Origin of the sequence: Streptomyces sp. NPDC050549 (assembly GCF_040655035.1) — a bacterium.
Lineage (GTDB): Bacteria > Actinomycetota > Actinomycetes > Streptomycetales > Streptomycetaceae > Streptomyces.
On the sequence record NZ_JBFAJD010000001.1, the window covers coordinates 627,129 to 650,024 of the forward strand.

The 22,896-nt window shown below is 69.1% G+C and carries 17 protein-coding genes; 7 read left to right on the top strand and 10 right to left on the bottom strand.

What is annotated here, in order from left to right; all coding sequences use genetic code 11:
• Positions 1-116 precede the first annotated feature (116 nt).
• Together AB0I51_RS02815 and AB0I51_RS02820 are read left to right on the top strand one after the other, a co-directional pair.
• Positions 117-1,292 (top strand): 4-hydroxybenzoate 3-monooxygenase, encoded by a 1,176-nt coding sequence (locus AB0I51_RS02815; protein ID WP_362970686.1) that lies wholly within the window; start codon positions 117-119, stop codon positions 1,290-1,292.
• A gap of 27 nt (positions 1,293-1,319) precedes the next feature.
• A complete protein-coding gene (locus AB0I51_RS02820; protein WP_362970687.1) occupies positions 1,320-2,918 on the top strand; it encodes a methyltransferase in 1,599 nt (532 codons plus the stop codon).
• A 54-nt stretch (positions 2,919-2,972) separates the two neighbouring features.
• Here the strand turns inward: AB0I51_RS02820 and AB0I51_RS02825 are convergent, their stop codons facing one another.
• Positions 2,973-4,652 (bottom strand): histidinol-phosphate transaminase, encoded by a 1,680-nt coding sequence (locus tag AB0I51_RS02825; RefSeq protein WP_362970689.1) that lies wholly within the window; start codon positions 4,650-4,652, stop codon positions 2,973-2,975.
• Between the two features lie 329 nt (positions 4,653-4,981).
• On the opposite strand from AB0I51_RS02825, the gene araB reads away from it, so the two are divergent.
• The 3 genes from araB to araD all read left to right on the top strand — a co-directional run bounded on the left by araB (position 4,982) and on the right by araD (position 8,962).
• On the top strand, positions 4,982-6,661 hold the full coding sequence (araB, locus tag AB0I51_RS02830; RefSeq protein ID WP_362970691.1) for a ribulokinase: 1,680 nt from the start codon (positions 4,982-4,984) through the stop codon (positions 6,659-6,661).
• 65 nt (positions 6,662-6,726) lie between these two features.
• Positions 6,727-8,244, top strand: coding sequence for an L-arabinose isomerase (araA, locus tag AB0I51_RS02835; protein ID WP_362971135.1), 1,518 nt, complete (start codon positions 6,727-6,729; stop codon positions 8,242-8,244).
• A gap of 13 nt (positions 8,245-8,257) precedes the next feature.
• Positions 8,258-8,962 carry an L-ribulose-5-phosphate 4-epimerase AraD gene (gene araD / locus AB0I51_RS02840; RefSeq protein ID WP_362970693.1) on the top strand — a complete coding sequence of 235 codons (705 nt, stop codon included), beginning with the start codon at positions 8,258-8,260 and terminating at the stop codon, positions 8,960-8,962.
• Between the two features lie 68 nt (positions 8,963-9,030).
• Here araD and AB0I51_RS02845 read toward each other — a convergent pair whose 3' ends face one another.
• From AB0I51_RS02845 to AB0I51_RS02880, 8 genes are all read right to left on the bottom strand, one after another.
• On the bottom strand, positions 9,031-10,185 hold the full coding sequence (locus AB0I51_RS02845; RefSeq protein WP_362970695.1) for an aldose epimerase family protein: 1,155 nt from the start codon (positions 10,183-10,185) through the stop codon (positions 9,031-9,033).
• A 73-nt stretch (positions 10,186-10,258) separates the two neighbouring features.
• Complete coding sequence (gene mmsB, locus AB0I51_RS02850; RefSeq protein ID WP_362970697.1) at positions 10,259-11,503, bottom strand: multiple monosaccharide ABC transporter permease; 1,245 nt, start codon at positions 11,501-11,503, stop codon at positions 10,259-10,261.
• A complete protein-coding gene (mmsA, locus tag AB0I51_RS02855; protein WP_362970699.1) occupies positions 11,500-13,050 on the bottom strand; it encodes a multiple monosaccharide ABC transporter ATP-binding protein in 1,551 nt (516 codons plus the stop codon). Before mmsA ends, mmsB begins: the two co-directional genes overlap by 4 nt.
• A gap of 44 nt (positions 13,051-13,094) precedes the next feature.
• Complete coding sequence (gene chvE, locus AB0I51_RS02860) at positions 13,095-14,204, bottom strand: multiple monosaccharide ABC transporter substrate-binding protein (RefSeq protein WP_362970701.1); 1,110 nt, start codon at positions 14,202-14,204, stop codon at positions 13,095-13,097.
• A gap of 215 nt (positions 14,205-14,419) precedes the next feature.
• The gene (locus AB0I51_RS02865; protein WP_362970703.1) at positions 14,420-15,394 is read right to left on the bottom strand and encodes a hypothetical protein; all 975 of its coding nucleotides are present in this window, start codon (positions 15,392-15,394) and stop codon (positions 14,420-14,422) included.
• A 122-nt stretch (positions 15,395-15,516) separates the two neighbouring features.
• The gene (locus AB0I51_RS02870; RefSeq protein WP_362970705.1) at positions 15,517-16,521 is read right to left on the bottom strand and encodes an alcohol dehydrogenase catalytic domain-containing protein; all 1,005 of its coding nucleotides are present in this window, start codon (positions 16,519-16,521) and stop codon (positions 15,517-15,519) included.
• Entirely contained in the window at positions 16,518-17,675 is a 1,158-nt protein-coding gene (locus AB0I51_RS02875; RefSeq protein WP_362970707.1) for a mandelate racemase/muconate lactonizing enzyme family protein, read from the bottom strand. The genes AB0I51_RS02870 and AB0I51_RS02875 overlap by 4 nt, the downstream gene beginning before the upstream one ends.
• Positions 17,676-18,724: 1,049 nt before the next feature.
• A complete protein-coding gene (locus tag AB0I51_RS02880; protein ID WP_362970709.1) occupies positions 18,725-19,177 on the bottom strand; it encodes a MarR family transcriptional regulator in 453 nt (150 codons plus the stop codon).
• Between the two features lie 137 nt (positions 19,178-19,314).
• Between AB0I51_RS02880 and AB0I51_RS02885 the strand changes: the two genes are divergently transcribed.
• Positions 19,315-20,313, top strand: a complete 999-nt coding sequence (locus AB0I51_RS02885; RefSeq protein WP_362970711.1) for an NADP-dependent oxidoreductase — start codon at positions 19,315-19,317, stop codon at positions 20,311-20,313.
• A 284-nt stretch (positions 20,314-20,597) separates the two neighbouring features.
• Here AB0I51_RS02885 and AB0I51_RS02890 read toward each other — a convergent pair whose 3' ends face one another.
• Positions 20,598-21,752 (bottom strand): serine hydrolase domain-containing protein, encoded by a 1,155-nt coding sequence (locus AB0I51_RS02890; RefSeq protein WP_362970713.1) that lies wholly within the window; start codon positions 21,750-21,752, stop codon positions 20,598-20,600.
• Positions 21,753-22,067: 315 nt separating this feature from the next.
• Between AB0I51_RS02890 and AB0I51_RS02895 the strand changes: the two genes are divergently transcribed.
• Positions 22,068-22,886 carry a hypothetical protein gene (locus tag AB0I51_RS02895; protein ID WP_362970715.1) on the top strand — a complete coding sequence of 273 codons (819 nt, stop codon included), beginning with the start codon at positions 22,068-22,070 and terminating at the stop codon, positions 22,884-22,886.
• Positions 22,887-22,896 lie beyond the last annotated feature (10 nt).

Genomic DNA, 22,896 nt, shown 5'->3' on the forward strand with positions numbered 1-22,896 from the left:
GATGTGCCGGGACGTCCCGTCACCCTTGCGGAGCAATGCATCCGCTTTGAGTTCATGTATTCAGGATCATGCTGATATGAAACCCCTTGGCCGAAATCGCGACGTCAGAGGCGGGCATGGGGAAACGTTTCGACCCCGGGGTTCAGTTCGGGGTGGTGATCGTCGGGGCGGGCCCGGCGGGGCTGGTTCTGGGGAACCTGCTGCTGGAACAGGGCATCGACTGCGTGATCCTGGAACGGCGGGAGCGAGAGGCGGTGGAAGGGCGGGCCAGGGCGGGATTCCTGGCCGCCCACTCCGTCCGGGTTCTGACGGAGCACGGACTGGGGGCCGGGCTCGCGGCCCGGGGACGGGTGCACCGGACCTGCCTGTTCCGTAGTGGGCGTGGCGAATTCACCCTCGACTACGGGCAGTTGGGGCGCGGCGAGGTGCACACCGTCTACCCCCAGCAGGAGCTGGTACGGGACCTGCTGGCCGAGTACCTGCGGCGCGGCGGCGAGATCCGCTTCGGCACCGAGGTCGAAGAGGTGACCGAGGGCCGGGTCCGGGTGCGCGGCGGCGCCGACGTGACCGGCCGGTATGTCGCGGGCTGCGACGGGCACCGGGGCGCCGCCCGCGCGGCCCTCGCGGCACGCGGCACCCGGACCGCCCGCTGGGACCACGGGGTGACCTGGCTGGCGGTGCTCGTCCAGGCCCCACCCAGTCTCTCCGCCGTCGGATACGCCCTGCACGAGCGGGGGTTCGCCGGACACATGGCACGCACGGAGTCCGTCACCCGCTACTACCTCCAGTGCCCGCGCGGAAACGATCCCGCCGACTGGAGCGAGGACCGGATCTGGGCGGAACTGGCGACCCGGATGCGCACGGCGGAGTTCGGCCCGCTCAAGGAGGGGTCCGTACTGGAGAAGACGGTTGTCGACCTGCGCTCCGACGTACTGGAGCGTCCGGGCACCGGGCGACTGTGGCTCGCCGGCGACGCCGCCGGACTCATCAGCCCCTCCGCCGCCAAGGGCGCCAACCTCGCCGTACTCCAGGCAGAGCGCCTCGCCCGCGCGCTCATCCGGGCACTCGGGCGCGACGACGACGGCGGGCTCACCCGCTACGCGTCGGACTGCCTGCCCCGCGTCTGGCGGGCCCACGAGTTCTCGCACTGGATGAGCAATCTCCTGCACGGCCCGACCGCCGGGGACGCCGAGGCCCGCTACGGGCGCGCCCTCCAGTACGCCCGCCTCGACAGCCTGCGCACCTCCCGCACGCACCAGGACTTCTTCGCCGAGAACTACACCGGCATCTGACCCTCCCCACGATCACCGGGACCCCACATGAACCTCCCCGTCGTACAGGCGCGCCTCGCCGAGGCCGACGTACAGCGCATCCGGCGAGCGGCGGCCTACGTCGAGGCCCACGACACGGACGACGTCCTGGCCGAACTGCTCCCGGACCTCACCCCCGCCGAACGGGACGACGTCTCGCGCCACTTGGTCTTCGACCACACCGCTGTCCTCGTCTTCCCCGACTCCCTCGAGGGCCTCTGCGAGGAACTGCGCCGCCTCGGTCTCGAACCGGGCGACGTCACCCCGAGCGTGGTGGTCCGCGACCGCCTCGCCCGCCGTCACGGCCCCACCCTCGCCGAAAACCCGGTCGGCATCGTGCACGTGGCGGTCGGCACCCGCAGCGTGGAGATCTTCGCGCTCCCCGTCCCCCCGGACTCCCCGCTGGAGGCCGTGGCCGCCGACGAACGCGAGGCCGAACACGAGTCGCACCACGCCTTCGCGGTCACCGCCCCCGGCCCGGTCGTCCCTGCCGGCCTGCGCACCCTGCTCCGCGAACGGGGCGGCGCGGTCCCCGACGGCGGCGGCTACAACGGCCACGAGAACGTCACCGTCCTCTACCACCGCACCAGGAGCCACCGCCGCTTCGAACTCCGCCTGCCCGGCCGCCACGAACCGCTCCCCGATCCGACGGCTTCCCTGCTCGGCGCCATGACCGGAGCCTGGGCCACCCAAGCGGTCGCCACCATGGCCGAGTTGGGCATCGCCGACCACCTGGCCGAGCACCCGGGCACCGACGCCGACACCCTGGCCGACCTCACCGCCACCCACCCGGACGCGCTACGACGCCTGCTCCGCTACCTGACCTCACTGGGCCTGCTCACCTCGGCCGACGGCACCTACCACCTCACGGCCACCGGCCAACCCCTGCGTACAGGCACGGAGTTCAGCCTCCACCCACTGGCACGCCTCTACGCGGGCCCGTTCTACGACTCCTTCTCCGGCCTGACCCACTCCGTACGCACCGGCGAGGAAGCCTTCGCCCACCGCTACGGCCGGCACCACTTCCCGTATTTCGCCCAACACCGCGAACTCGGCGACCTGTTCCACCGGGCGATGGCGGCGAGCGCCGAGATGTTCGCCCCGGTACCGACGCTGATCGACTTCTCGGCAGTACGGCGCGTGGTCGACGTGGGCGGCGGAAACGGCGCGCTGTTGGCCCGACTCCTGCGCACCCACGCCCACTTGGAGGGCGTACTCCTGGAACGCCCCGAGGCGCTGGAAGCGGCCCGCCCCCAACTCCCCGAACGCTGCGCCTTCGTAGCGGGCGACTTCACCGAGTCCGTACCGGAGGGCGGCGACGTCTACCTCCTGTCCCGGGTTCTCCACGACTGGGACGACGACCGCTGTCTGACCATCCTCCACAACTGCGCGGAGGCAATGCGCCCAGGAGCCCAACTGCTGTTGGTGGAACGCCTGTTGCCGACTCCGACAGCGGTGGCCTGGGACATCCACATGCTGTGCAACGTGGGCGGCCAGGAACGGGACGAGGACCACTACCGCCTACTCCTGGAGAAGACAGGCTTCGAGGTACGGGCTCGCCATGAGCTGCCGCTGGGGGCCTCGCTGCTGAACGCCGTTCGCTGCTAGGGGCGCGGGGAACTGCGCGACCAGCCCCCACGCACCCGCACCCGGCAACGAGACCTAACCGGCCTGCCCCATCCCCGCGGCATTGGGCCAGCTCTGCGCATTGGGCCACCCGGTCGCGGGCGCCGGTGCGAGGTTCTGCATCCCGTTGGGACTGGTAGCCCCGCGCACCTGCGCAGCCGTGAGCCCATTACGCGCAGGCACACCAGTAGGCGTGGGCCCCTGAGGCACAGGAGCGGGCGCGGGCGCCGGCGTACCGTACGGCTGCTGCTGAGGCTGCTGCATCACGGGCATCTGCTGCGACACCTGGGCCAACTGCTCCGGCATCTGCGCAACCGGCTGCATCGGCATCTGCGGAGCCTGCGCCGCGGCCACCATCGGCTGGTACTGCGGCTGGGGTTGGGGCTGAGGCACAGGCACAGGCTGCGGCTGAGGCACAGGCTGCGGCTGAGGCACCGCAGCCGCCGGCGCCTGCATGGGTACCGGCTGTGGCTGCATCTGCGTGATCGCCGCGGGCATCTGCATGCCCGCGCCGTTCGTCGCCCCGACGAGCCGGTCCACGGCCGCCGTACCCGAGCTGTAGCTGGTCCCTGTGCTCAGCTCGGGCACGGCGGCTCCCCTCCTGGTCCCGTAGAGCACCTGTTCCAGGCCGGACACCAGGCGACGCACGTCCACCTGGGGGCGCACCACGAGCCGCAGGAAGCGGCTGGACGAACCGATCTTGTTGCCGCACTCGCGGACCAGGATGCGGTGCTCGGTGAGCATCCGGTCCCGGACCACGGTCCCCTCGGCGCCCACGGGGAGGCGTACGAAGAGGAAGTTGCCCTGCGACGGATAGACCGTCAGGCCGGGCAGCGCGGAGAGATGGCTCGCCATGTCGAGTCGGTCGCGGCGCACCTGCTGGAGGCTCTGCGCGTACTCCGCGCCGTGCTCCTTGAGGATGAACACCACGTGTTCCGCGAAGGCGTTGAGGTTCCACTTGGGGAGCATGGAGCGGATACGGCCGGCGAGGGCGGGGTTGGCGACGAGGTAGCCGAACCGTATGCCGTGCAGGCCGAAGTTCTTGCCGAGGCTGCGCAGGACGACCACGTTGGGGCGGATCATCGCCTCGTGCACGACGCTGGGTTCGACCTCTGCGTCGGCGAACTCGAGGAACGACTCGTCGATGACGATGAGGTCCAGGTCGGCCATCGCGTCCATGAACTGGACGAGGGCCTGCTTGTGCAGGAAGCCGCCGTCGGGGTTGTTCGGGTTGCAGATGACCGCGACCTTGGTGTTGCGCTTGCGGATGAACTCCGCGTACTGCGAGAGGTCCAGGGCGAAGCCGTTGGACTCCTGGAGCGGGAACATGTCGACCCGCTTGCCGGTCTCCATGGGCTGGTCGGTCCAGCGGCCGAAGGTGGGGACGGGGATGGCGAGGGACTCCCGGACCAGCAAGTGGTCGATCCAGGTGATCAGTTCGGTGGAACCGTTGCCCATCGCCACGCACTGCGGCGGGAGTTGGAGCAGGTTGCAGAGCTCGGCCGTGATGGTGTCGGCGCTGCTCGGGTAGTACGTGATGATCTCGCGCAGCCGGGCCGCCATCTCGTCGAACATGGCGGGGGTGGGGAAGTACGGGTTGCACGGGATACAGAAGTCCACCGGGCCGGTCCCGTCGCTCTCACGCGCCAGCGCTGCCATCGACGGGCTGTGCGCCGCCGTACTGCGGAACAGCGAGGTGACGTTGGAGTCGGCCAATGGAACCTCCGTATGAAGGCGGGCCCGGCGGGGACGACCGGGCCCGTCGTCTTGGGTGGCCCGCGCGGGGGAGCACGGGCCGCCCTTGAATACGGAGACGGGAGTGGTGCTGTTCAACCTGTGTGAAATTGGTGTGAGTTCGGGAACCGGTCGCCGGGTCCGAGTGGCCCGCGCACCACCACCGTTCGACCCCTCTCGTAGGCCCTGACGGCCCATGCCGGTGGCCCGCCGCGCCGGACAGCATGAACGTGTGGTGCTTTTCGTCCGCACCGGCGTCCAAGTTTCGGACGGTGGTCGACATGTCGAACATCCGGGAGGGGAGCCGACTCATGAACGCCGGACACGATGAGCGCGAGGGCCTCGACACCTGCGTCGTGGGAGTCGACTTCGGCACGCTGTCGGGGCGGGCCGTGGTGGTCCGGGTCCGTGACGGCGCGGAGTTGGGGACGGCGGAGCACGGGTACGCGCACGCCGTCCTCGACCGGGAGCTGCCCGACGGCACGCCGCTGCCGTCCGACTGGGCACTTCAGGTCCCGGCGGACTACCTCGACGTCCTGTGTCACGCCGTACCCGAGGCGCTGATGCGAGCCGGCGTGCGGCCGGAGCAGGTGATCGGTATCGGCACGGACTTCACCGCCTGCACGGTCCTTCCGGTCCTCGCCGACGGCACACCGCTGTGCGAACTCCCCGGCCTCACCGGTCGCCCGCACGCCTACGTCAAGCTCTGGAAGCACCATGCGGCCCAGGCTCAGGCGGACCGCATCACGACAGTGGCCGCCGAGCGCAAGGAGCCGTGGCTTCAGCGCTACGGCGGGAAGATCTCCTCGGAGTGGGAGTTCGCCAAGGCGCTGCAGGTCCTGGAGGAGGACCCCGAGGTGTACCACCGCACCGAGCGGTGGCTGGAGGCGGCCGACTGGATCGTGTGGCGGCTGTGCGGGACGTACGTCCGCAATGCCTGCACCGCGGGCTACAAGGGTCAGTTCCAGGACGGCAGTTACCCCTCTCCTGACTATCTCGCGGCGCTGAACCCGGACTTCGCCGACTTCGTGACCGACAAGCTGGAGCAGCCGATCGGCCAACTCGGCGACCGGGCCGGTGGGTTGACGGCTGAGGCGGCGGCGTGGACAGGGCTGCCCGAGGGCATCGCCGTGTGCGTCGGGAACGTCGACGCCCATGTGACCGCCCCTGCGGCGACCGCCGTGGAACCCGGCCGGATGGTCGCCATCATGGGCACCTCCACCTGCCATGTGATGAGCAGCGACCAGTGGGCCGAGGTGCCGGGCATGTGCGGGGTCGTCGACGGCGGCATCCTCCCGGGACTGTGGGGCTACGAGGCCGGGCAGAGCGGCGTCGGCGACATCTTCGGTTGGTTCGTGCGCACCGCCTTCCCCGCGTCGTACGCCGAACAGGCTGCCGCGCTCGGCCGCGACCCGCACGAACACCTCACCGCCCTCGCGGCCCGGCAGAAGGTCGGCGCGCACGGCCTGGTCGCCCTGGACTGGCACAGCGGCAACCGCTCCGTCCTGGTCGACCACGACCTCAGCGGGCTGCTGGTCGGGCAGACGCTCGCCACCCGCCCCGAGGACGTCTACCGCGCCCTGCTGGAGGCCACAGCCTTCGGCACCCGCACCATCATCGAGGCGTTCGAGACGGCCGCCGTACCGGTGCGGGAACTGATCGTCGCGGGCGGCCTGACGAAGAACGCACTGCTGATGCAGATCTACGCCGACGTCACGCGCCGCCCCCTCGGTGTCATCGACTCGGCGCAGGGTCCCGCGCTGGGTGCGGCGATGCACGCGGCGGTCGCCGCCGGTCTGTACTCCGACATCCGTGCCGCCGCCCAGGCGATGGGCAAGGCCCGGCCCGCCGTCTACCAGCCCGATCCCGAACGCGCGGCGGCCTACGACCGGCTGTACGCCGAATACCGGCTGCTGCACGACTACTTCGGCCGCGGAGCCAACGAGGTCATGCACCACCTGCGCCGTATTCGCGCCGAGGCCTCCGCGTGAGCCGGAACTCCGTGAACCCGAACTCCGTGAGCCAGATCCCCGCGAAAGGAACCGTCATGACCGTCATGACCGCACCGAACGAGACGTACCCGGCCCAGGAGATCTGGTTTCTGACGGGCAGTCAGGACCTGTACGGCGACGCCACTCTCAGTCAGGTCGCCGACCAGTCCCGCAGGATCGCCGACATCCTCGACTCCCACTCGGAGATCCGGGCGCGGATCGTGTGGAAGCCGGTCCTCACCGACAGCGAGTCGATCCGGCGGCTGTGCCAGGAGGCCAACGCCTCCGCCGACTGCACCGGCCTGATCGTGTGGATGCACACCTTCTCCCCGGCCAAGATGTGGATCGCCGGACTCAGCGTCCTGGACCGGCCGTTGCTGCACCTGCACACCCAGTTCAACCTGTCGCTGCCCTGGTCGAGCATCGACATGGACTTCATGAACCTCAACCAGGCGGCCCACGGCGACCGCGAGTTCGCCCACGTCGGGGCCCGGCTGGGCGTGTCCCGCAAGATCGTCGCCGGTCATGCCACCGATCCCAGGGTCATCGAGCGCATCGCGGCCTGGTCCCGCGCCGCGGCCGGCCGGCAGGCCTCGCGCACCCTGCGACTGGCCCGGTTCGGCGACAACATGCGTGACGTCGCGGTGACCGAGGGGGACAAGGTCGAGGCGGAGCGGGTCTTCGGGTTCTCCGTGAACTCCTACGCGGTCAACGACCTGGTCGCCGTCGTGGACAGCGTCCCGGACAAGGAAGTGGCGGAACTGGCCGCCGACTACGGGGAGTTGTACGACCTGGTGCCCATACTGCGCCCGGACGGCCCCCGCCACGACTCGCTGCTGTACGCGGCCCGGCTCGAACTCGGCCTGCGCACCTTCCTCACCGAGGGCGGTTTCACCGCCTTCACCACCAACTTCGAGGACCTGGGCGGACTGCGCCAGCTGCCGGGCATCGCGGTCCAGCGACTGATGGCCGACGGCTACGGTTTCGGCGCCGAGGGCGACTGGAAGACCTCCGCGCTGCTGCGCACGATCAAGGTCATGGGCCTCGGACAGCCCGGCGGTACCACCTTCATGGAGGACTACACCTACCACCTCGGCCCGGGCACCCCGCGCATCCTCGGCGCCCACATGCTGGAGGTCTGCCCCTCGGTGGCCGCCGCCCGCCCCCACTGCGAGATCCACCCCCTCTCCATCGGCGGACGCGAGGACCCGGTCCGGCTGATCTTCGACGCGGCGCCCGGCCCCGCCCTGGTGGTCGGTCTGTGCGACCTGGGCGACCGGTTCCGGCTGACCGCCAACGCCGTCGACGTCGTGGCCCCCAGCGAACCACTGCCGCACCTGCCGGTGGCCCGCGCGGTGTGGAAGCCGCGTCCCTCGCTGGCCGAGTCCGCCGAGAGCTGGCTGCTGGCCGGCGCCCCGCACCACACGGTGCTCAGCTCGGCCGTCGACATCGAGGCCCTGAACGACTACGCGGCCATGACGGACGTCGAACTGCTCACCATCGACGAGAACACCACGGTGAACCAGCTCGCCAAGGAAATCCGGTGGAACTCCGCCTACTACCGCCTCGCCCAGGCCCTGTGAGGAGGGGAGACCGATGACCGTACAAGTCCGTGACGGGCTCCGGCAGGAGGTGCTGGAGGCGAACCTGGCCATCCCCCGGGCCGGCCTCGCCACCCTCACCTGGGGCAACGTGAGCGGGGTCGACCGGGAGGCTGGTGTCTTCGTCATCAAGCCGTCCGGGGTGCCGTACGAGGAACTGAAGGCGGACGACCTGGTGACGGTGCGTCTGTCCGACGGGGTGGTCGTCGACGGCCGGCTGCACCCCTCCACCGACACCGAGACCCACCGCTGCCTGTACCTCGCGTTCCCGTCCATCGGCGGCGTGACCCACACCCACTCCACCCACGCGGTCGCCTTCGCCCAGGCCCGCCGGGAGATACCGGTCCTGGGCACCACGCACGCCGACACCTTCAACGGGCCGATCCCGTGCACCCCGGACCTCACGGCCGACCAGTGCGCGAAGGACTACGAGTACAACACCGGCCGGGCCGTCGTCGACCTGCTCGACGGCGACGACGAGCGGGCGATCGAGGTCCCCGGCGTGCTGGTCGCCAACCACGGGCCATTCACGTGGGGACCGGACGCCCGCAAGTCCGTCGAGCACGCCATCATCTGTGAGGCCGTCGCCGACATGGCGATCCAGACCATGGCGCTGGGCGCCACCGCCTCGCCCCCGCGCCACCTGCTGCGCCGGCACTACACCCGCAAGCACGGCCCCGGCGCCTACTACGGCAACTGAAAGGGCGGCCCGTGCGGTGAGCACGGGCCGCCCTTGTCACCTGCGGAAGGCGGGTCGGCGACGGATGATCAGCAGTCGAACGTGTGGATCGTCGACGTCCGGTACGTCTGACCTGGCCTCAGCACTGTCGACGGGAAGTTCGCGTGGTTCGGCGAGTCCGGGAAGTGCTGGGTCTCCAGGCAGAGCGCGTCGCCCTGGCGGTACGTGTGGCCGCCGGTGCCGGTCAGGGTGCCGTCGAGGAAGTTGCCGGAGTAGAACTGCAGCCCCGGCTGGTCGGTGGCGATCTTCAGGGTGCGGCCGGAGTGCGGGTCGTGCAGGGTCGCGGCGTGCTCGGGCTTCGCTGTGATGCCCTTGTCGAGGACCCAGTTGTGGTCGTACCCCTTGGCCTGCACCTGCTGGACGTGGGCGGCCCGGATGTCGCGGCCGATCGGCTTGGTCTTGCGGAAGTCGAAGGGGGTGGCGGAGACCTTGGCCAGTTCGCCCGTGGGGATCAGCCCCGAGTCGGTGGGCGTGTAGCGGGCCGCGGGGATCGTGAGCTGGTGGTTCTCGATCGTGCCGCTGCCCTCGCCGGCGAGGTTCCAGTAGACGTGGCTGGTCAGGTTGACGACCGTGGCCTTGTCGGTGGTGGCCTCGTAGTCGATGCGCCAGTCGCCGTGCTTGTTGAGCGTGTACGTCACCTTCACCTTGAGGGTGCCCGGGTAGCCCATCTCGCCGTCGACGCTGGTGTAGTACAGGTGCAGGCCGACGTCCGAGCCGGAGGTGAAGCCCTCCACGTCCCAGATGTGCTTGTCGAAGCCCTGGGTGCCGCCGTGCAGGCTGTTGACCCCGTCGTTGACGGAGAGCTGGTAGCTCTTGCCGTCCAGGGTGAACTGGCCCTTGGCGATGCGGTTGCCGTAGCGGCCGATGAGCGCGCCGAAGTACGGGGTCTTCGCCACGTAGTCGGCGATGTTGTCGAAGCCCAGGGACACGTTGGCGTACTTGCCGTGCCGGTCCGGGAGTTCGAGGGACTGGACGACTCCGCCCCACGAGAGGACCTTGAGCCGGGTGCCGCCGTTCTCCAGCGACCAGCGGTAGACCTTGCTGCCGTCGGCGAGGGTGCCGAAGAGTTCCTTCACGGGCTTTCTGCCTCCCGAGGCCGCCTGCGCCGTACCTGTACCGAGGGTGCTCGCGGCGATGCCTGCGGCTGCCGCACCTGCAATGACCGTGCGTCTGTTCAGTTCCATTGAGCGGCTCCTGCACATGGAAGGGGCCCCGCCGTGCTGTGCGAATGACGGACGTGCGGGGCCCGGGCTGGACTTACGAACCGGACTTGCGTTTGTTCCACACGTCGAAGCCGACCGCGGTCAGCAGGGCGAGGCCCTTGATGACCTGCTGCCAGTCGGTGCCGACGCTGAGGAGGTTCATGCCGTTGTTCAGCACGCCGAGGACGAGACCGCCGATGATGGCGCCGAGGACGGTGCCGACACCGCCGCTCATGGACGCGCCACCGATGAACGAGGAGGCGATGGCCTCCAGTTCGAAGCCGTCGCCCGCCTTCGGCGAGGCCGCGTTGAGGCGGGAGGTGACCACCAGACCCGCCAGGGCCGCGAGCACGCCCATGTTCAGGAACACCTGGAAGGTGACGCGCTTGTCCTTGACGCCGGACAGCTTCGCGGCCGGCAGATTGCCGCCGATCGCGTAGATGTGGCGGCCGAAGACGGTGTTGCGCATCACGTAGCCGTAACCGGCCACCAGGACACCGAGGATGATCAGCACGATCGGCGCACCGTCGTAGCTGGCGAGCAGCAGGGTGAGCCAGAGGATCGCCGCGACGATCGCGACCAGCTTGAGCAGGAACAGCTTCGTGGGTGGTACGTCGAGCGAGAACTCCTGCTGGCGGCGCCGGTCGCGGAACTCCTGCCACACCACCGCGGCGATCATCACGAGGCCCAACAGCAGCGTGATGTTGTGGTAGTTGGTGTTCGGGCCGACCGCGGGCAGGAAGCCGTTGCCGATCTTCTGCAGGCCGTTGGGGAAGGGGCCCAGTGTCTGGCCCTGGAGGAGGATCTCCGTGAGGCCGCGGAAGAGCAGCATTCCGGCGAGGGTGACGATGAAGGACGGTATGCCCGCGTAGGCGATCAACAGGCCCTGTACGGAGCCCGCCACGGCGCCCATCAGCAGGCACAGCACCAGAGCGACCGGCCACGCCACATGGTGGTTGACCATCAGAACTGCCGCGAAGGCGCCCACGAACGCCGTCAGCGAGCCGACCGACAGGTCGATGTGTCCGGCGATGATGACGAGCATCATGCCGATCGCGAGGATCAGGATGTAGCTGTTCTGCAGTACCAGGTTGGAGACGTTGCGCGGCAGCAGCAGGTCCCCGCCGGTCCAGACCTCGAAGAGGATCACGATCAGACCGAGGGCGATCAGCATGCCGTACTGGCGCATGTTGCGGCGCAGGCCGCCGAGTACCAGCTGCAGCAGGCCGCCGCCCGCGGCCGATCCGCTTCCGCCCGGCGGCGCGGGGGCCGGGCTCTTGGCGGTGACGTCCGTGCTCATCGGGTTACCTCTTTGTCCTTCGTCATCTGGCGCATCAGCACTTCCTGCGTGGCCTCGGCCCGGGGCACCTCACCGGTCAGCCGGCCCGCCGCCATCGTGTAGATGCGGTCGCACATGCCGAGCAGCTCCGGCAGTTCGGAGGAGATGAAGACCACCGCCTTGCCCTCGGCGGCGAGTTGGTCGATGACCGTGTAGATCTCGTACTTGGCGCCCACGTCGATGCCGCGGGTGGGCTCGTCCAGGATCAGTACCTCCGGACCCGCGAAGATCCACTTGCTGAGGACGACCTTCTGCTGGTTGCCGCCGGACAGCTTGCCCACCGGTTCGAACACCGTCGGCGCCTTGATGTTCATCGACTTGCGGAAGCGCTCGGCGACCTGACGCTCCTCCTGCTCGTCGACCACACCGCGCTTGGCGACCTTGTTCAGGGCGGCCAGCGAGATGTTCCGGTTGATCGTGTCGATGAGGTTGAGGCCGTAGTGCTTGCGGTCCTCTGTGACGTACGCGATGCCGTGTCCGACCGCCTCCGCGACGGACTTGGTGCGGATCTCCCGGCCGTCCTTGAGGACGGTCCCGCCGGCATAGCGGCCGTAGGAGCGCCCGAAGACGCTCATCGCGAGTTCGGTGCGGCCGGCGCCCATGAGTCCGGCGATGCCGACGATCTCGCCCCTGCGCACATTTATTGACACATCGTCAACTACCTTGCGCTGCTGGTCGATCGGGTGGAACACGGTCCAGCCGCGGATCTCCAGGGCGGGGGCCGCGTCCGCCTCGCCCTCGTGCGGGGTGCGCTCGGGGAAACGGTGATCGAGGTCGCGGCCGACCATGCCGGAGATGATCCGCTCCTCGGTCGTCTCCGGCGCCTTCACGTCGAGGGTCTCGATGGAGCGGCCGTCGCGCAGGATCGTCACCGAGTCGGCGACCCTGCGGATCTCGTTCAGCTTGTGCGAGATGATGATGCAGGTGATGCCCTGCTTCTTCAACTCCAGGATGAGATCGAGGAGTTTGCCGCTGTCCTCGTCGTTCAGGGCCGCCGTCGGCTCATCCAGGATGAGCAGCTTCACCTTCTTCGACAGCGCCTTCGCGATCTCCACGAGCTGCTGCTTGCCCACGCCGATGTCGGCGACGCGGGTCTCCGGGTGATCGCTCAGGCCCACCCGGCGCAGCAGTTCGGTGCCGTGGCGCAGGGTCTCGTTCCAGTTGATGAGCCCGCGCGTGGCGTGCTCGTTGCCGAGGAAGATGTTCTCCGCGATGGAGAGGTACGGCACCAGCGCCAGCTCCTGGTGGATGATGACGATGCCGCGCTGCTCGCTCGCCCTGATGTCACGGAAGCGGCACTCCTCTCCTTCGAAGAGGATGTCGCCCTCGTAACTGCCGTGCGGATGGACGCCGGAGAGCACCTTCATCAAGGTGGACTTTCCGGCGCCGTTCTCACCGCAGATGGCATGGACCTCGCCCTGACGGACCGTCAGTGTGACGTCCGAGAGCGCTTTGACACCGGGAAAGGTCTTGACGATCGAGCGCATTTCCAGGACGGGTCCCGCCATGGTCGTGCCTTCCAATCAAGTGTGGTGGTCAAGGGGCGGCGGGATTACTTGAGTTGGGCGTCCGTGTAGTAGCCGCCCTTGACCAGCACGTCCTCGTAGTTCGTCTTGTCGACGCTCACCGGCTGGAGCAGGTAGGCGGGGACGACCTTGGTGCCGTTGTCGTACGTCTTGGTGTCGTTGGTCTGCGGCGTCTTCTTGTTGAGGACGTCGTCGATCATGGTGTCGGCGACCTTGGCGAGCTCGCGGGTGTCCTTGTAGACGGTCTGCGTCTGCTCACCGGCGATGATCGACTTCACCGAGGCCAGCTCGGCGTCCTGGCCGGTGATGACCGGCAGCGGCTTGCTGGAGGAGCCGTAGCCGTCCGACTTCAGCGCGGACAGGATGCCGATGGAGATGCCGTCGTAGGGCGAGAGCACCGCGTCGACCCGGCCGGTCTTGTAGGAACCGGTGAGGATGTCCTCCATGCGGTTCTGCGCCTTGGTGCCGTCCCAGCGCAGGGTGGTGACCTTGTTCAGCGCGGTCTGCCCGGACTTGACGACCAGTTCCTTCTTGTCGATGTACGGCTGGAGCACGCTCATCGCGCCGTTGAAGAAGTACTTGGTGTTGTTGTCGTCGTTCGAGCCGGCGAACAGCTCGATGTTGAACGGGCCCTTCTTGCCGCTGGTCAGACCGAGCTTCTCCGCGATGTACGTGCCCTGGAGCACGCCGACCTTCGTGTTGTCGAACGAGGCGTAGTAGTCGACGTTCTTGGTGCCGAGGATGAGGCGGTCGTAGGCGATGACCGGGATCTTCGCCGACGCGGCTTCCTGGAGCACGTTGTTCAGGGACTTGTTGTCGATCGCCGCGATGATCAGGCCCTTGACGCCCTGGGTGATCATGTTCTCGATCTGGGAGACCTGGGTGTCCGGGTCGTCCTCGCCGTAGACCAGCTTGGTCTTGTAGCCCTTTGCCTTGAGGTCCTTGACCATGTTGTTGCCGTCGGAGATCCAGCGCGCGGAGGACTTCGTCGGCATCGCGATACCGATCGTGCCGCCCTTGGCGCTGCTTTCCTTCTCCTTGCTGCCGCCCGAACCGCTCTGTCCACAGGCGGACAGGGTCAGCGCGAGGGTGGCGGCGCCGGCTATGAGAGGGAGGGCGCTTCTGCGGATGCGCATGTGAACTTGCCTCATTCTTCTCGTCGTTGAGAGTGCAGCGGGTGCGTGGGGGGTGGTTCGGGATGCGGTGCGGGGTGGTTCAGTTGTGTTGCGTTGTGTGGTGCGGGTCGGTGGGGCTGGTCGCGCAGTTGCCCGCGCCCCTTTGGTGCCGGCCCGGGTTTCAGGGGTGCGGGGAACTGCGCGACCAGCCCCCACGCACCCGCAGCCCCCGATGCTCAGCCCGTGGCACCCTCGACGGGGAAACGGTTCAAAGACCCCGGCAACCTCGTGCCCAGCGGAGCCATGTCGCTGTCCGCCCCGTGCCGGGCCAGCAGGTCGAGGGCGAGCCGGCCGCGACGGACCCGCTCGCGCGCCGTGTCGAGCGTGACGTCGCGCAGGTGGGTGCCCCACGGGTAGATACCGGGAGCCTTGGACAGGCCGAACTTCAGGTACAGCGGGGCGCCGCGCCGGATCAGCTCGGCGACCTCGTACATCCGGATGTAGCCACCGAGGTCGTCCGGCGCCTCGATGTACATGTCCATCGGAGCCGCCGACACCCGCCGGATCTCGGTGAGGTGATCCAGCGTCAGATCGCTGGGCACGTTGAGGGAGTCGGCGCCCAACTGCTCGTAGACCGCGTACGCCGCCGGGTTGACCGGACCGATCAGCGCCGAGACCTTGAGCGTCGTGTCGGCCGGTATGATCCCGGCGACGCGCGCCCGGTGCAGCGTCCACAGCACGCCCTCGTCGGCGACGAGCAGGCACTTGACGCCCAACTCCGTTGCCCGGACGGCGTCTTCGATACAGCCGGCGACCGCGTCGTGGCCCCGGGCGCGCAGGCCCCCGCCGCGTGAGTCGGAGCGGACCGAGCCGCCGATGTCCCAGGTCCCGCGCGGACCGGTGAACAGGCAGAGCTCGATGTCGCGTTCGGCCGTGGCCTCGACCATCTCGGTGATCTCGGCGTCGGTCAGCATCCACACGCCGCTGCCCTGACTGATCCGGTGGATCGGCACGTCGAGGCGCGAGGACTCCTTGAGGATGACCGTCAGCGCCTCGGGACCCTCGCAGGAGGGAATCTCGGTGCGCCAGCGACCGCCGCCGGGGAAGGTGTGCGGCGAGGCGTCGGCGGGGTCGTGGGCGGGCGCGCCCAGGCCGAGCGCGGAGAGCGCCTGCTCCCCGGGCCTGCGGGCTGCCGTGGCGGTGTCGGTCACTGGCTGTCCTTCTTGTTCGGTATTTCGGATGCGGTTCGCGGCTCGGGGTACGGAAAGACTGTGGTGGTACGCCGGCACGGGGTGGTCAGGACACCCCGTGCCGACGTACGGCTGGGGGTTCCCTACGGCCGCAGCAGCACCTTGCCGACCTTGGGATCGCCGGACCCCACCAGCTCGATGGCCTGCGGGAACTCGGCGAGCGGAAGCTCATGGGTGACCAGAGGAAGCGGATCGAGCAAACCGGCGCCGAACACCCGCACCGTGTGCGCCCAGGCGTCCGGCGGTGCCCCGAAGACGGTGTGCACCTCCAGCTGCCGTACGACGAGATCGGTCGGGTCGAGACCCTCCGCGCCCGGCGCCGGGATGCCCGTGAGGACCAGGCGGCCGCCGCGCCTCAGCAGGGCGGCGCCCGTACGGGCCGCGTCCGCCGAGCCGGCGGTCTCGATCACCACGTCGAAGTCGTCGGGGAGGGGTTCGTGCTTGGTACGGAAGTCCGTGGCGCCGAACTCCCGCGACAGGGCCGCGCGGTCCGGGCGGGAGCCCACGACCAGGAGTTCGGCGGGGGAGTTCGCCCTGAGGAACTGGATCGCGAACATACCGAGGGTTCCGGTACCGACCACGGCCACCCGCTCACCCGGCCGCGCGTTCGCCTTCAGCGCCGCCGCCGCGATGCAGGCCGCCGGTTCCAGCAGCGCCGCCGCCGTCAGGTCGGCCTCGTCCGGGAGGACATGGAGGAGCCGGGCGGGGAGGGTGAGGGTGGTGGCCATGGCGCCGGGCTGGGTGAAGCCCGTCTCCTCATAGCCCGCCGTACACAGCGTTGTCTCGCCCGCGTGACACCGGTCGCACACCTGGCAGTTGCGGAAGCCCTCCCCAACCACCTTGCGGCCGACCAGACTCGACGGCACCCCGGCGCCGACCGCCTCCACCGTGCCGGACCACTCGTGGCCCGGCGTGAGGGGGTAACGGACGTATCCCTCGGGCCTGTTGCCCTGGTACACCTCGCGGTCGCTGCCGCAGATGCCGACCGCGTGGACGCGCACCAGCGCCTCGCCCGCGTCCGGCTGCCGCGACTCGTGCGGCACCAGGCAGTGCTCGCCCGGTCCCGCGACGACGACCGCCGTGCTCACTTCGAGCCCTTCGGCTTGCGCTGCTCCCAGCCGTCCGCCCACAGGTCGAACCGCGCCTGCTGCTGCGGGAATTCGGCCGCCGCGTCGGTGTCCAGCTCGACGCCGAGACCGGGCGCGTCGGAGAGGTGGAAGTAGCCGTCGACGACTTCCGGGGCACCCTTCACGACCTTCTTGATCTCCGCGTCCGCGAAGTCGTTGAAGTGCTCCAGGATCTTGAAGTTCGGGGTGGAGAAGCCGACTTGGAGCGAGGCGGCGGTCAGCACCGGTCCGCCGACGTTGTGCGGGGCGACGAGGACGTAGTGCGCCTCGGCGGTCGCGGCGAGCTTGCGGGTCTCCCAGATGCCGCCGATGTGACCGACGTCGGGCTGGATGATGTCGACGGCCTGGCTCTCGAACAGCTCGCGGAACTCGACGCGGTCGTGGATGCGCTCACCCGTGGCGACCGGGATGTCCACCTTGGCGGCGACCTTCTCCAGCGCCTTCAGGTTCTCCGGCGGGACCGGCTCCTCCAGCCACGCGGGCTTGAACGGCGCGAGTTCGCGCGCGAGCCGTACGGCGGTGGAGGGTGAGAAGCGGCCGTGCATCTCCAGCATCAGCTCGGCGTCCGGGCCGATCGCGTCCCGTACGGCCTCGATGAGCGAGACGGCGTACAGGGTCTGCTCGTGGTCGAGTTCGAAGTGCCCGGTGCCGAACGGGTCGATCTTCAGGGCCTTGTAGCCGCGCTCCATGACCCCCTGGGCGGCCTTGTGATAGGCCTCCGGGGTCCGCTCGGTGGTGTACCAGCCGTTGGCGTACGCCTTCACCTTGTCGGTGACCTTGCCGCCGAGCAGCTGCCACACCGGCACACCGAGTGCCTTGCCCTTGATGTCCCAGCAGGCCATCTCGACGACGGCGATGCCGGACATGACGATTTCGCCCGCACGGCCGTAGTCGCCGTACTTCATCCGGCGTACGAGGTCTTCCACGGCGAACGGGTCGGAACCGAGAATGTGGTTTGCCTCGGCCTCGCGCAGGTAACCGATCAGCGCGTCGGTGTGGCCCAGCATCCGGGTCTCGCCGACTCCGGTGACGCCCTCGTCGGTGTGCACTTGGACGTACGTCAGATTGCGCCATGGCGTCCCGACCACGTGCGTGCTGATTCCCGTGATGCGCACGGCAGATGCCCCCTGTGCTCTTTGGTGCTGTTCGAAATTTCGGCTCACGTTCGAAATGCTGGGCAGACAGTAAGGACGGCGGGGCTGGAGTGTCAATGGGTCGAACAAGTAACGATTTCGGTAAGGGGGTCGATCGCCGGTCGGGTCCCGATGAGGTTCTTGTCAGGTTCCGGTCGGGTTCGGCGCGCGGTTCCTTGCACAACTTTCACAGGTGTGACTATGAACGTTACCTGTGGGGAACTTAGTCTTCCGGCGTCATGAACTACTGCCACCCCTGCGGCCGGCATCTGAACGGCGCCCTCGTGTGCCCGGGGTGCGGCACATCTGCCGAAGCGTCAGCCGAGTCACCTCCTGCCCACGCGCCCGAAGTCGACGTGCGTTCGCAAACGGACGGTGGGGGCGACCAGGCCTCCGGCACCGGTGAGTCGGACGAGGGGTACGGCGGCGAACACGAGGGTCGCGCCGCGCGGCGGAAGAACCGCGGGCGAGGCGACAGCGGCGACGACGGTGACCCGGAGGACCTGGGTGCGCCAGGTGCGAGTCGTCGCGATCGCAAGGCCGCCGCACATCGTCGGCGGCGACGCCGGCTGCTCCTCGTCGCGGCCGGCTTCGTGCTCGCGGCCGGCGGGCTGAGCCTTGCCGAGCTGGGCACGGACGCGCCGTTCTCGGCCTCGAAGCCCGCGGCACCGGGTGACGCGTCGGCGGAGGGCGCGGCGTCCTCGGAGGCCGGCGGCACGGCCGGGCCGCCGGGTGACACGAAGACCGTGGGGGCGGGTACGGGTTCGGCGTCTCCGGACGCGTCGGCGTCCCGGTCGGCTTCGCCTTCGGAGTCCGGGAAGGGGACGAAGAGTCCCTCCGCGTCGCTGAGACCGACGACCGCTGCCGGTAACACGTCCCACACGTCGACATCCACCACCGATCCGACGACCACTCCGACCTCGGAGCCGTCGTCGTCGGAACCGAGTCCGACGCCGTCGCCCTCGGAAACCTGCAAGCAGATCCTGTGGTGGTGCTCCTGAGCCGTTCGGCTCGGGTTCGGGGTCGGACGGTCAGATCTCCAGCATCCGTCGCAGCAGGCCTCGGAGTGCCAGCCTTTCGTCGTCCGACAGCCCCGCGAGCGGCTCCCGGGCGAATCGGAGGGATTCCCGCAGGCTACGGGCCATCCGCCGCCCCTCGTCCGTCGCCGCCGCCAGCTTCACGCGCCGGTCGGCGGGATCGGGGCGGCGCTCCACCAGACCCCGGGTCTCCAGCCGGTCCACGATCCCGGTGACGTTCGACGGCTCGCACTTCAGCTTCTGCGCCAGCTTGCGCATCGGCAGCGGCTCCAGGGACAGCAGGCTGAGCAACCGTGCCTGGGCGCCGGTCAGCGAGTGGTCGCCCGCCGCGTCCTCGTAGTCCTCGTAGAACCGCGCCACGACGTCGCCGATCAGCTCGACGACCTCCAGGGTCACGGGGTCGGCGCGGCGCGTCTTGTCGGAGCGCGTCTTTTCGGGTGTGGACATGCGCTCCAGCGTACCCCGTTACTTGACATCATGAAATATTCAGAGGCATGGTTGTTTCAGGTACTGAAGTATTTGAGGCTCCCTGCAACAAGACACGCACGGAGACCCGCACGGAGACACGTAGAAGGGCGCTTGTGATGATCAACCGCGAATGGCACCTGCTCAGCCGTCCGGTCGGCTGGCCGAAGCCCGAGGACTTCGCCCTGGTGGAGACCGAGACCCGTACCCCGGACGAGGGCCAGGTGCTGGTGCGGAACAAGTACCTCTCCGTCGACCCGTACATGCGCGGCCGGATGAGCGCCGCCAAGTCCTACGTCGCCCCGTTCGAGCTCGGCAAGGTCATGCAGGGCGGCGCGGTCGGCGAGGTCGTCGAGTCCAACGCCGAGGGGTTCGCGGTCGGGGACCACGTTCTGCACTTCGGCGGGTGGCGCGAGTACGCGACCATCGACGCCAAGGGCGCCGTCAAGGTCGACCCCGACCTCGCCCCGCTCTCCACCTACCTCGGCGTCCTCGGCATGACCGGCCTCACCGCCTACGCCGGACTGCTGCGCACCGCCTCCTTCAAGGAGGGCGACTCGGTGTTCGTCTCGGGTGCGGCTGGTGCCGTGGGCAGCCAGGTCGGGCAGATCGCCAAGCTCAAGGGTGCGTCGCGGGTCGTCGGGTCCGCCGGATCCGACGAGAAGGTCAAGCTTCTTGTGGAGGAGTACGGGTTCGACGCCGCCTTCAACTACAAGAACGGGCCGGTGAGTCAGCAGCTGCGCGAGGCTGCTCCGGACGGTGTCGATGTGTACTTCGACAATGTCGGGGGCGACCACCTCGAGGCTGCCATCGGTTCGCTCAACGAGCGTGGGCGTATTGCCATTTGCGGCATGATCTCGGTCTACAACAGCACCGAGCCCGTGGCCGGGCCGAAGAACCTCGGGCGCCTCATCCAGACCCGGGGGCGTATCGAGGGATTCCTCGTCGGCGACCACTACGACCTGCAGCCGGAGTTCGTGCGGGAGGTCGGCGCCTGGGTGGCTTCCGGTGAGCTGAAGTACCGGGAGACCGTCGTCGAGGGGATCGAGAACAACCTTGAGGCGTTCCTGGGACAGCTGCGGGGGGACAACACGGGGAAGATGATCGTCAAGCTGTGACCCTGTGACCCTGTGACCCCTTGGCCTGGCCGGTGTTGAGAAGGCGCCGTGCGCGCAACTCTTTTGGTTCGGTCGCCTTCGGGGCGCCTGAAGCCGGTGTCGAGAGCCCCATCGTGCTCGGCGCTGCGCGCCTACGCGATCCCCCACTCTCGGCTTCGCCCGAGCGTGAGGGGCCCCACAGCCTCTCGGCACCGGCCCGCCCCTACGGCTCCCTCTAGGCCGGCGCGTGGGGACAGCGGGAGTTTGGTGGCCCTCACCGTCGGTGAGGGCCCACGCCGTTGGTTTCAGTTGGCCAGGGCTGCTTGGTGGGCGGCTTGGACCAGGCGGGTGTTTTCTGGGGCCGGGCCGCCGGGGAGGGTGAAGCGGCGGCGGGTGTAGCCGTAGGCCAGGCCGGTGCGGGGGTCGGCGAAGGCCTGGGAGCCTCCGGCGCCGCTGTGGCCGATCGTGCCGGCGCTCAGGAACGAGTACCAGGTGTTCGCCGTCGCCTGGAAACCGAGGCCGTACGCCCGGTGCGTGCCGGTGATCATGTCGTGGCCCGCGGAGTGGAGCTGGCCGAACTCCGCGACTGTGTCCGGCTTCAGGAGCGGGGCCCGGTCCTCGACCACGCTGATCGCCGCCGCGTACAGGCCTGCCAGGCCGCGTGCCGATGCCACTCCGCCGACCGATGCGGGGCCCTTGGCGCGGATGACTCTTTCGTTGGGGAGAGACACCAACACGGTGGGCTGGGGCGCGTGTTCGTTGAAGGCGATGCCGGCGAGGCTGTGGCGGCTGTCCGGTTCGGTGGCGTGCAGGGCCTGTTCTTCGGGGGAGAGCGGGTGTGGCTGGGTGGTGCGGAAGCGTGGCTCCTGGGTGGCGGGGAGGCCCAGGTAGAAGTCCAGGGCGTAGGGGGCGCGGACTCTTTCCTCGTACACGTCCTGGAGGGAACGGCCCGTGGCTCTTCTTACGATCTCGCCGGTCAGGGCGCCGATGACCAGCGCGTGGTAGCCGAAGGTCGTGCCGGGGCGCCAGAACGGGCGTTGGTCGGCGAGGCGTTCGGCGACCGCGCGGTCGTCGGCGAGTTCGTCGAGGGCGAAGCCGGTGTCCGTGCCGATCAGGCCCGCCCGGTGCGCCAGCAACTCGCGTAGAGTCAGCGCGCCTTTGCCCTCGGATGCGAACTCCGGCCAGTAGTAGGTGACTTTGCGGTCCAGTTCGAGGGTGCCGTCCTGGGCCAGCAGGGCCACCACGAGGTGGGCCGCGCCCTTGGTGGACGAGAACACGCCGTAGAGGGAGTTGCTGGTGGTGCCGGGCGGTCCGGCCCAGAGGTCTACGACCTGTCGGCCGTGTACGTATGCGCACAACTGGCCTTCGTAGTCCGCGCGTTCCGTCGACACGAACGCGGCGAACTCCTCCCGGACCGCTTCGAAGCCGTCGGCTACGGTGCCGTGGATCTCCTGGGTCATCCGCTCTCCTCAACTGATCCGCTGCTCGCGTGTGCCATGGTGAACAACGCCTGTCCGACCTGCGGGAGTTCCCCCTCGGACCTCCTCCTGGTTCCAGAGATCGGTACGGCGAGCGGCACCCGTTCGACTCAATGGGCCAGGGAAGACGCGGGGAAGGTGTTGGTGTCACCGATGCCCGGATGTCGCATTCAGGGGGGTGGGGAATGGGCATGCTGAGCACAGGTACCGGGCAGCGGGCGGCGGGCGGCGGGCGCGTGGAGAGGGGTTCCCATGGCAACCATTCCTTCGCTTCCCAGCAGGGATGATGTGGTGCGTATGGCGCGCAGCACCGGCGACATCACAGGACAACTCCTGGACACCGCCGGGAACATCACCAGAATCGCCATCAACACCCTTGATCCACGGGACGGTTCGGGTGCCGAGGCGCTGCGGGTGCTGCAGGAGACCACCGCCGAGCTGGCCGAGGCGAGCGCTTCGCCGCAGGCCCAGGAGGCGTTCTATCGCATTGTCGACACCCTGACGCGGCTCGGTACGACCGGTGCGCCGCTGGCCGTGCATCCGGTGAGTCGGCCGGCGCAGATGCTGTTGGGTGTGCTCGGGGACAGCCTGATGCCCGTTCTCGACGCGGTGGAACCGGCCGTCGAGGAGTTCGCCGCCGCGCTCGGCGATCTGGTCGAGGCGGCCTCCCCGTTGCTGCCCGCGGCGGCCGGCGTGGCGGCCGGCATACTGCTCGCCCTCACCCCGCTGCTCCGCGCGGCGGCCGACGGCCTGGCCGATTCCTCTCCCGAACTCCGGCGCATCGCCGAGGCGTTGACGGCGGCGCTGGCTCCGCTGCTGCCCCCGCAGGTGGCCCTCGCGCAACGCGCGGCGACTGCGGGCGCGAAGGTCCTCCGGGCCACCCTCCCGCCTCTCGCCGACCTCGCGGAGGCCGCGGCCGTGACCACGAAGACGGCCGTGCCGATGGTGGTCGCGGGCGAGGAGCTGTTGGTCGCCGCCCTGGAGAGGGTTCAGCCGGTACTGCTGGCCGCGGCCTTTCGTGCGGGGCGGGTGGCACGGGCCACCGCGGTACGGGTGACCGCTGCGGTGTCACCCGCGGCGGATCATGGGGTTGTGGTGGGTGTGGGTGTGGCTTGAGGGCGTCTGT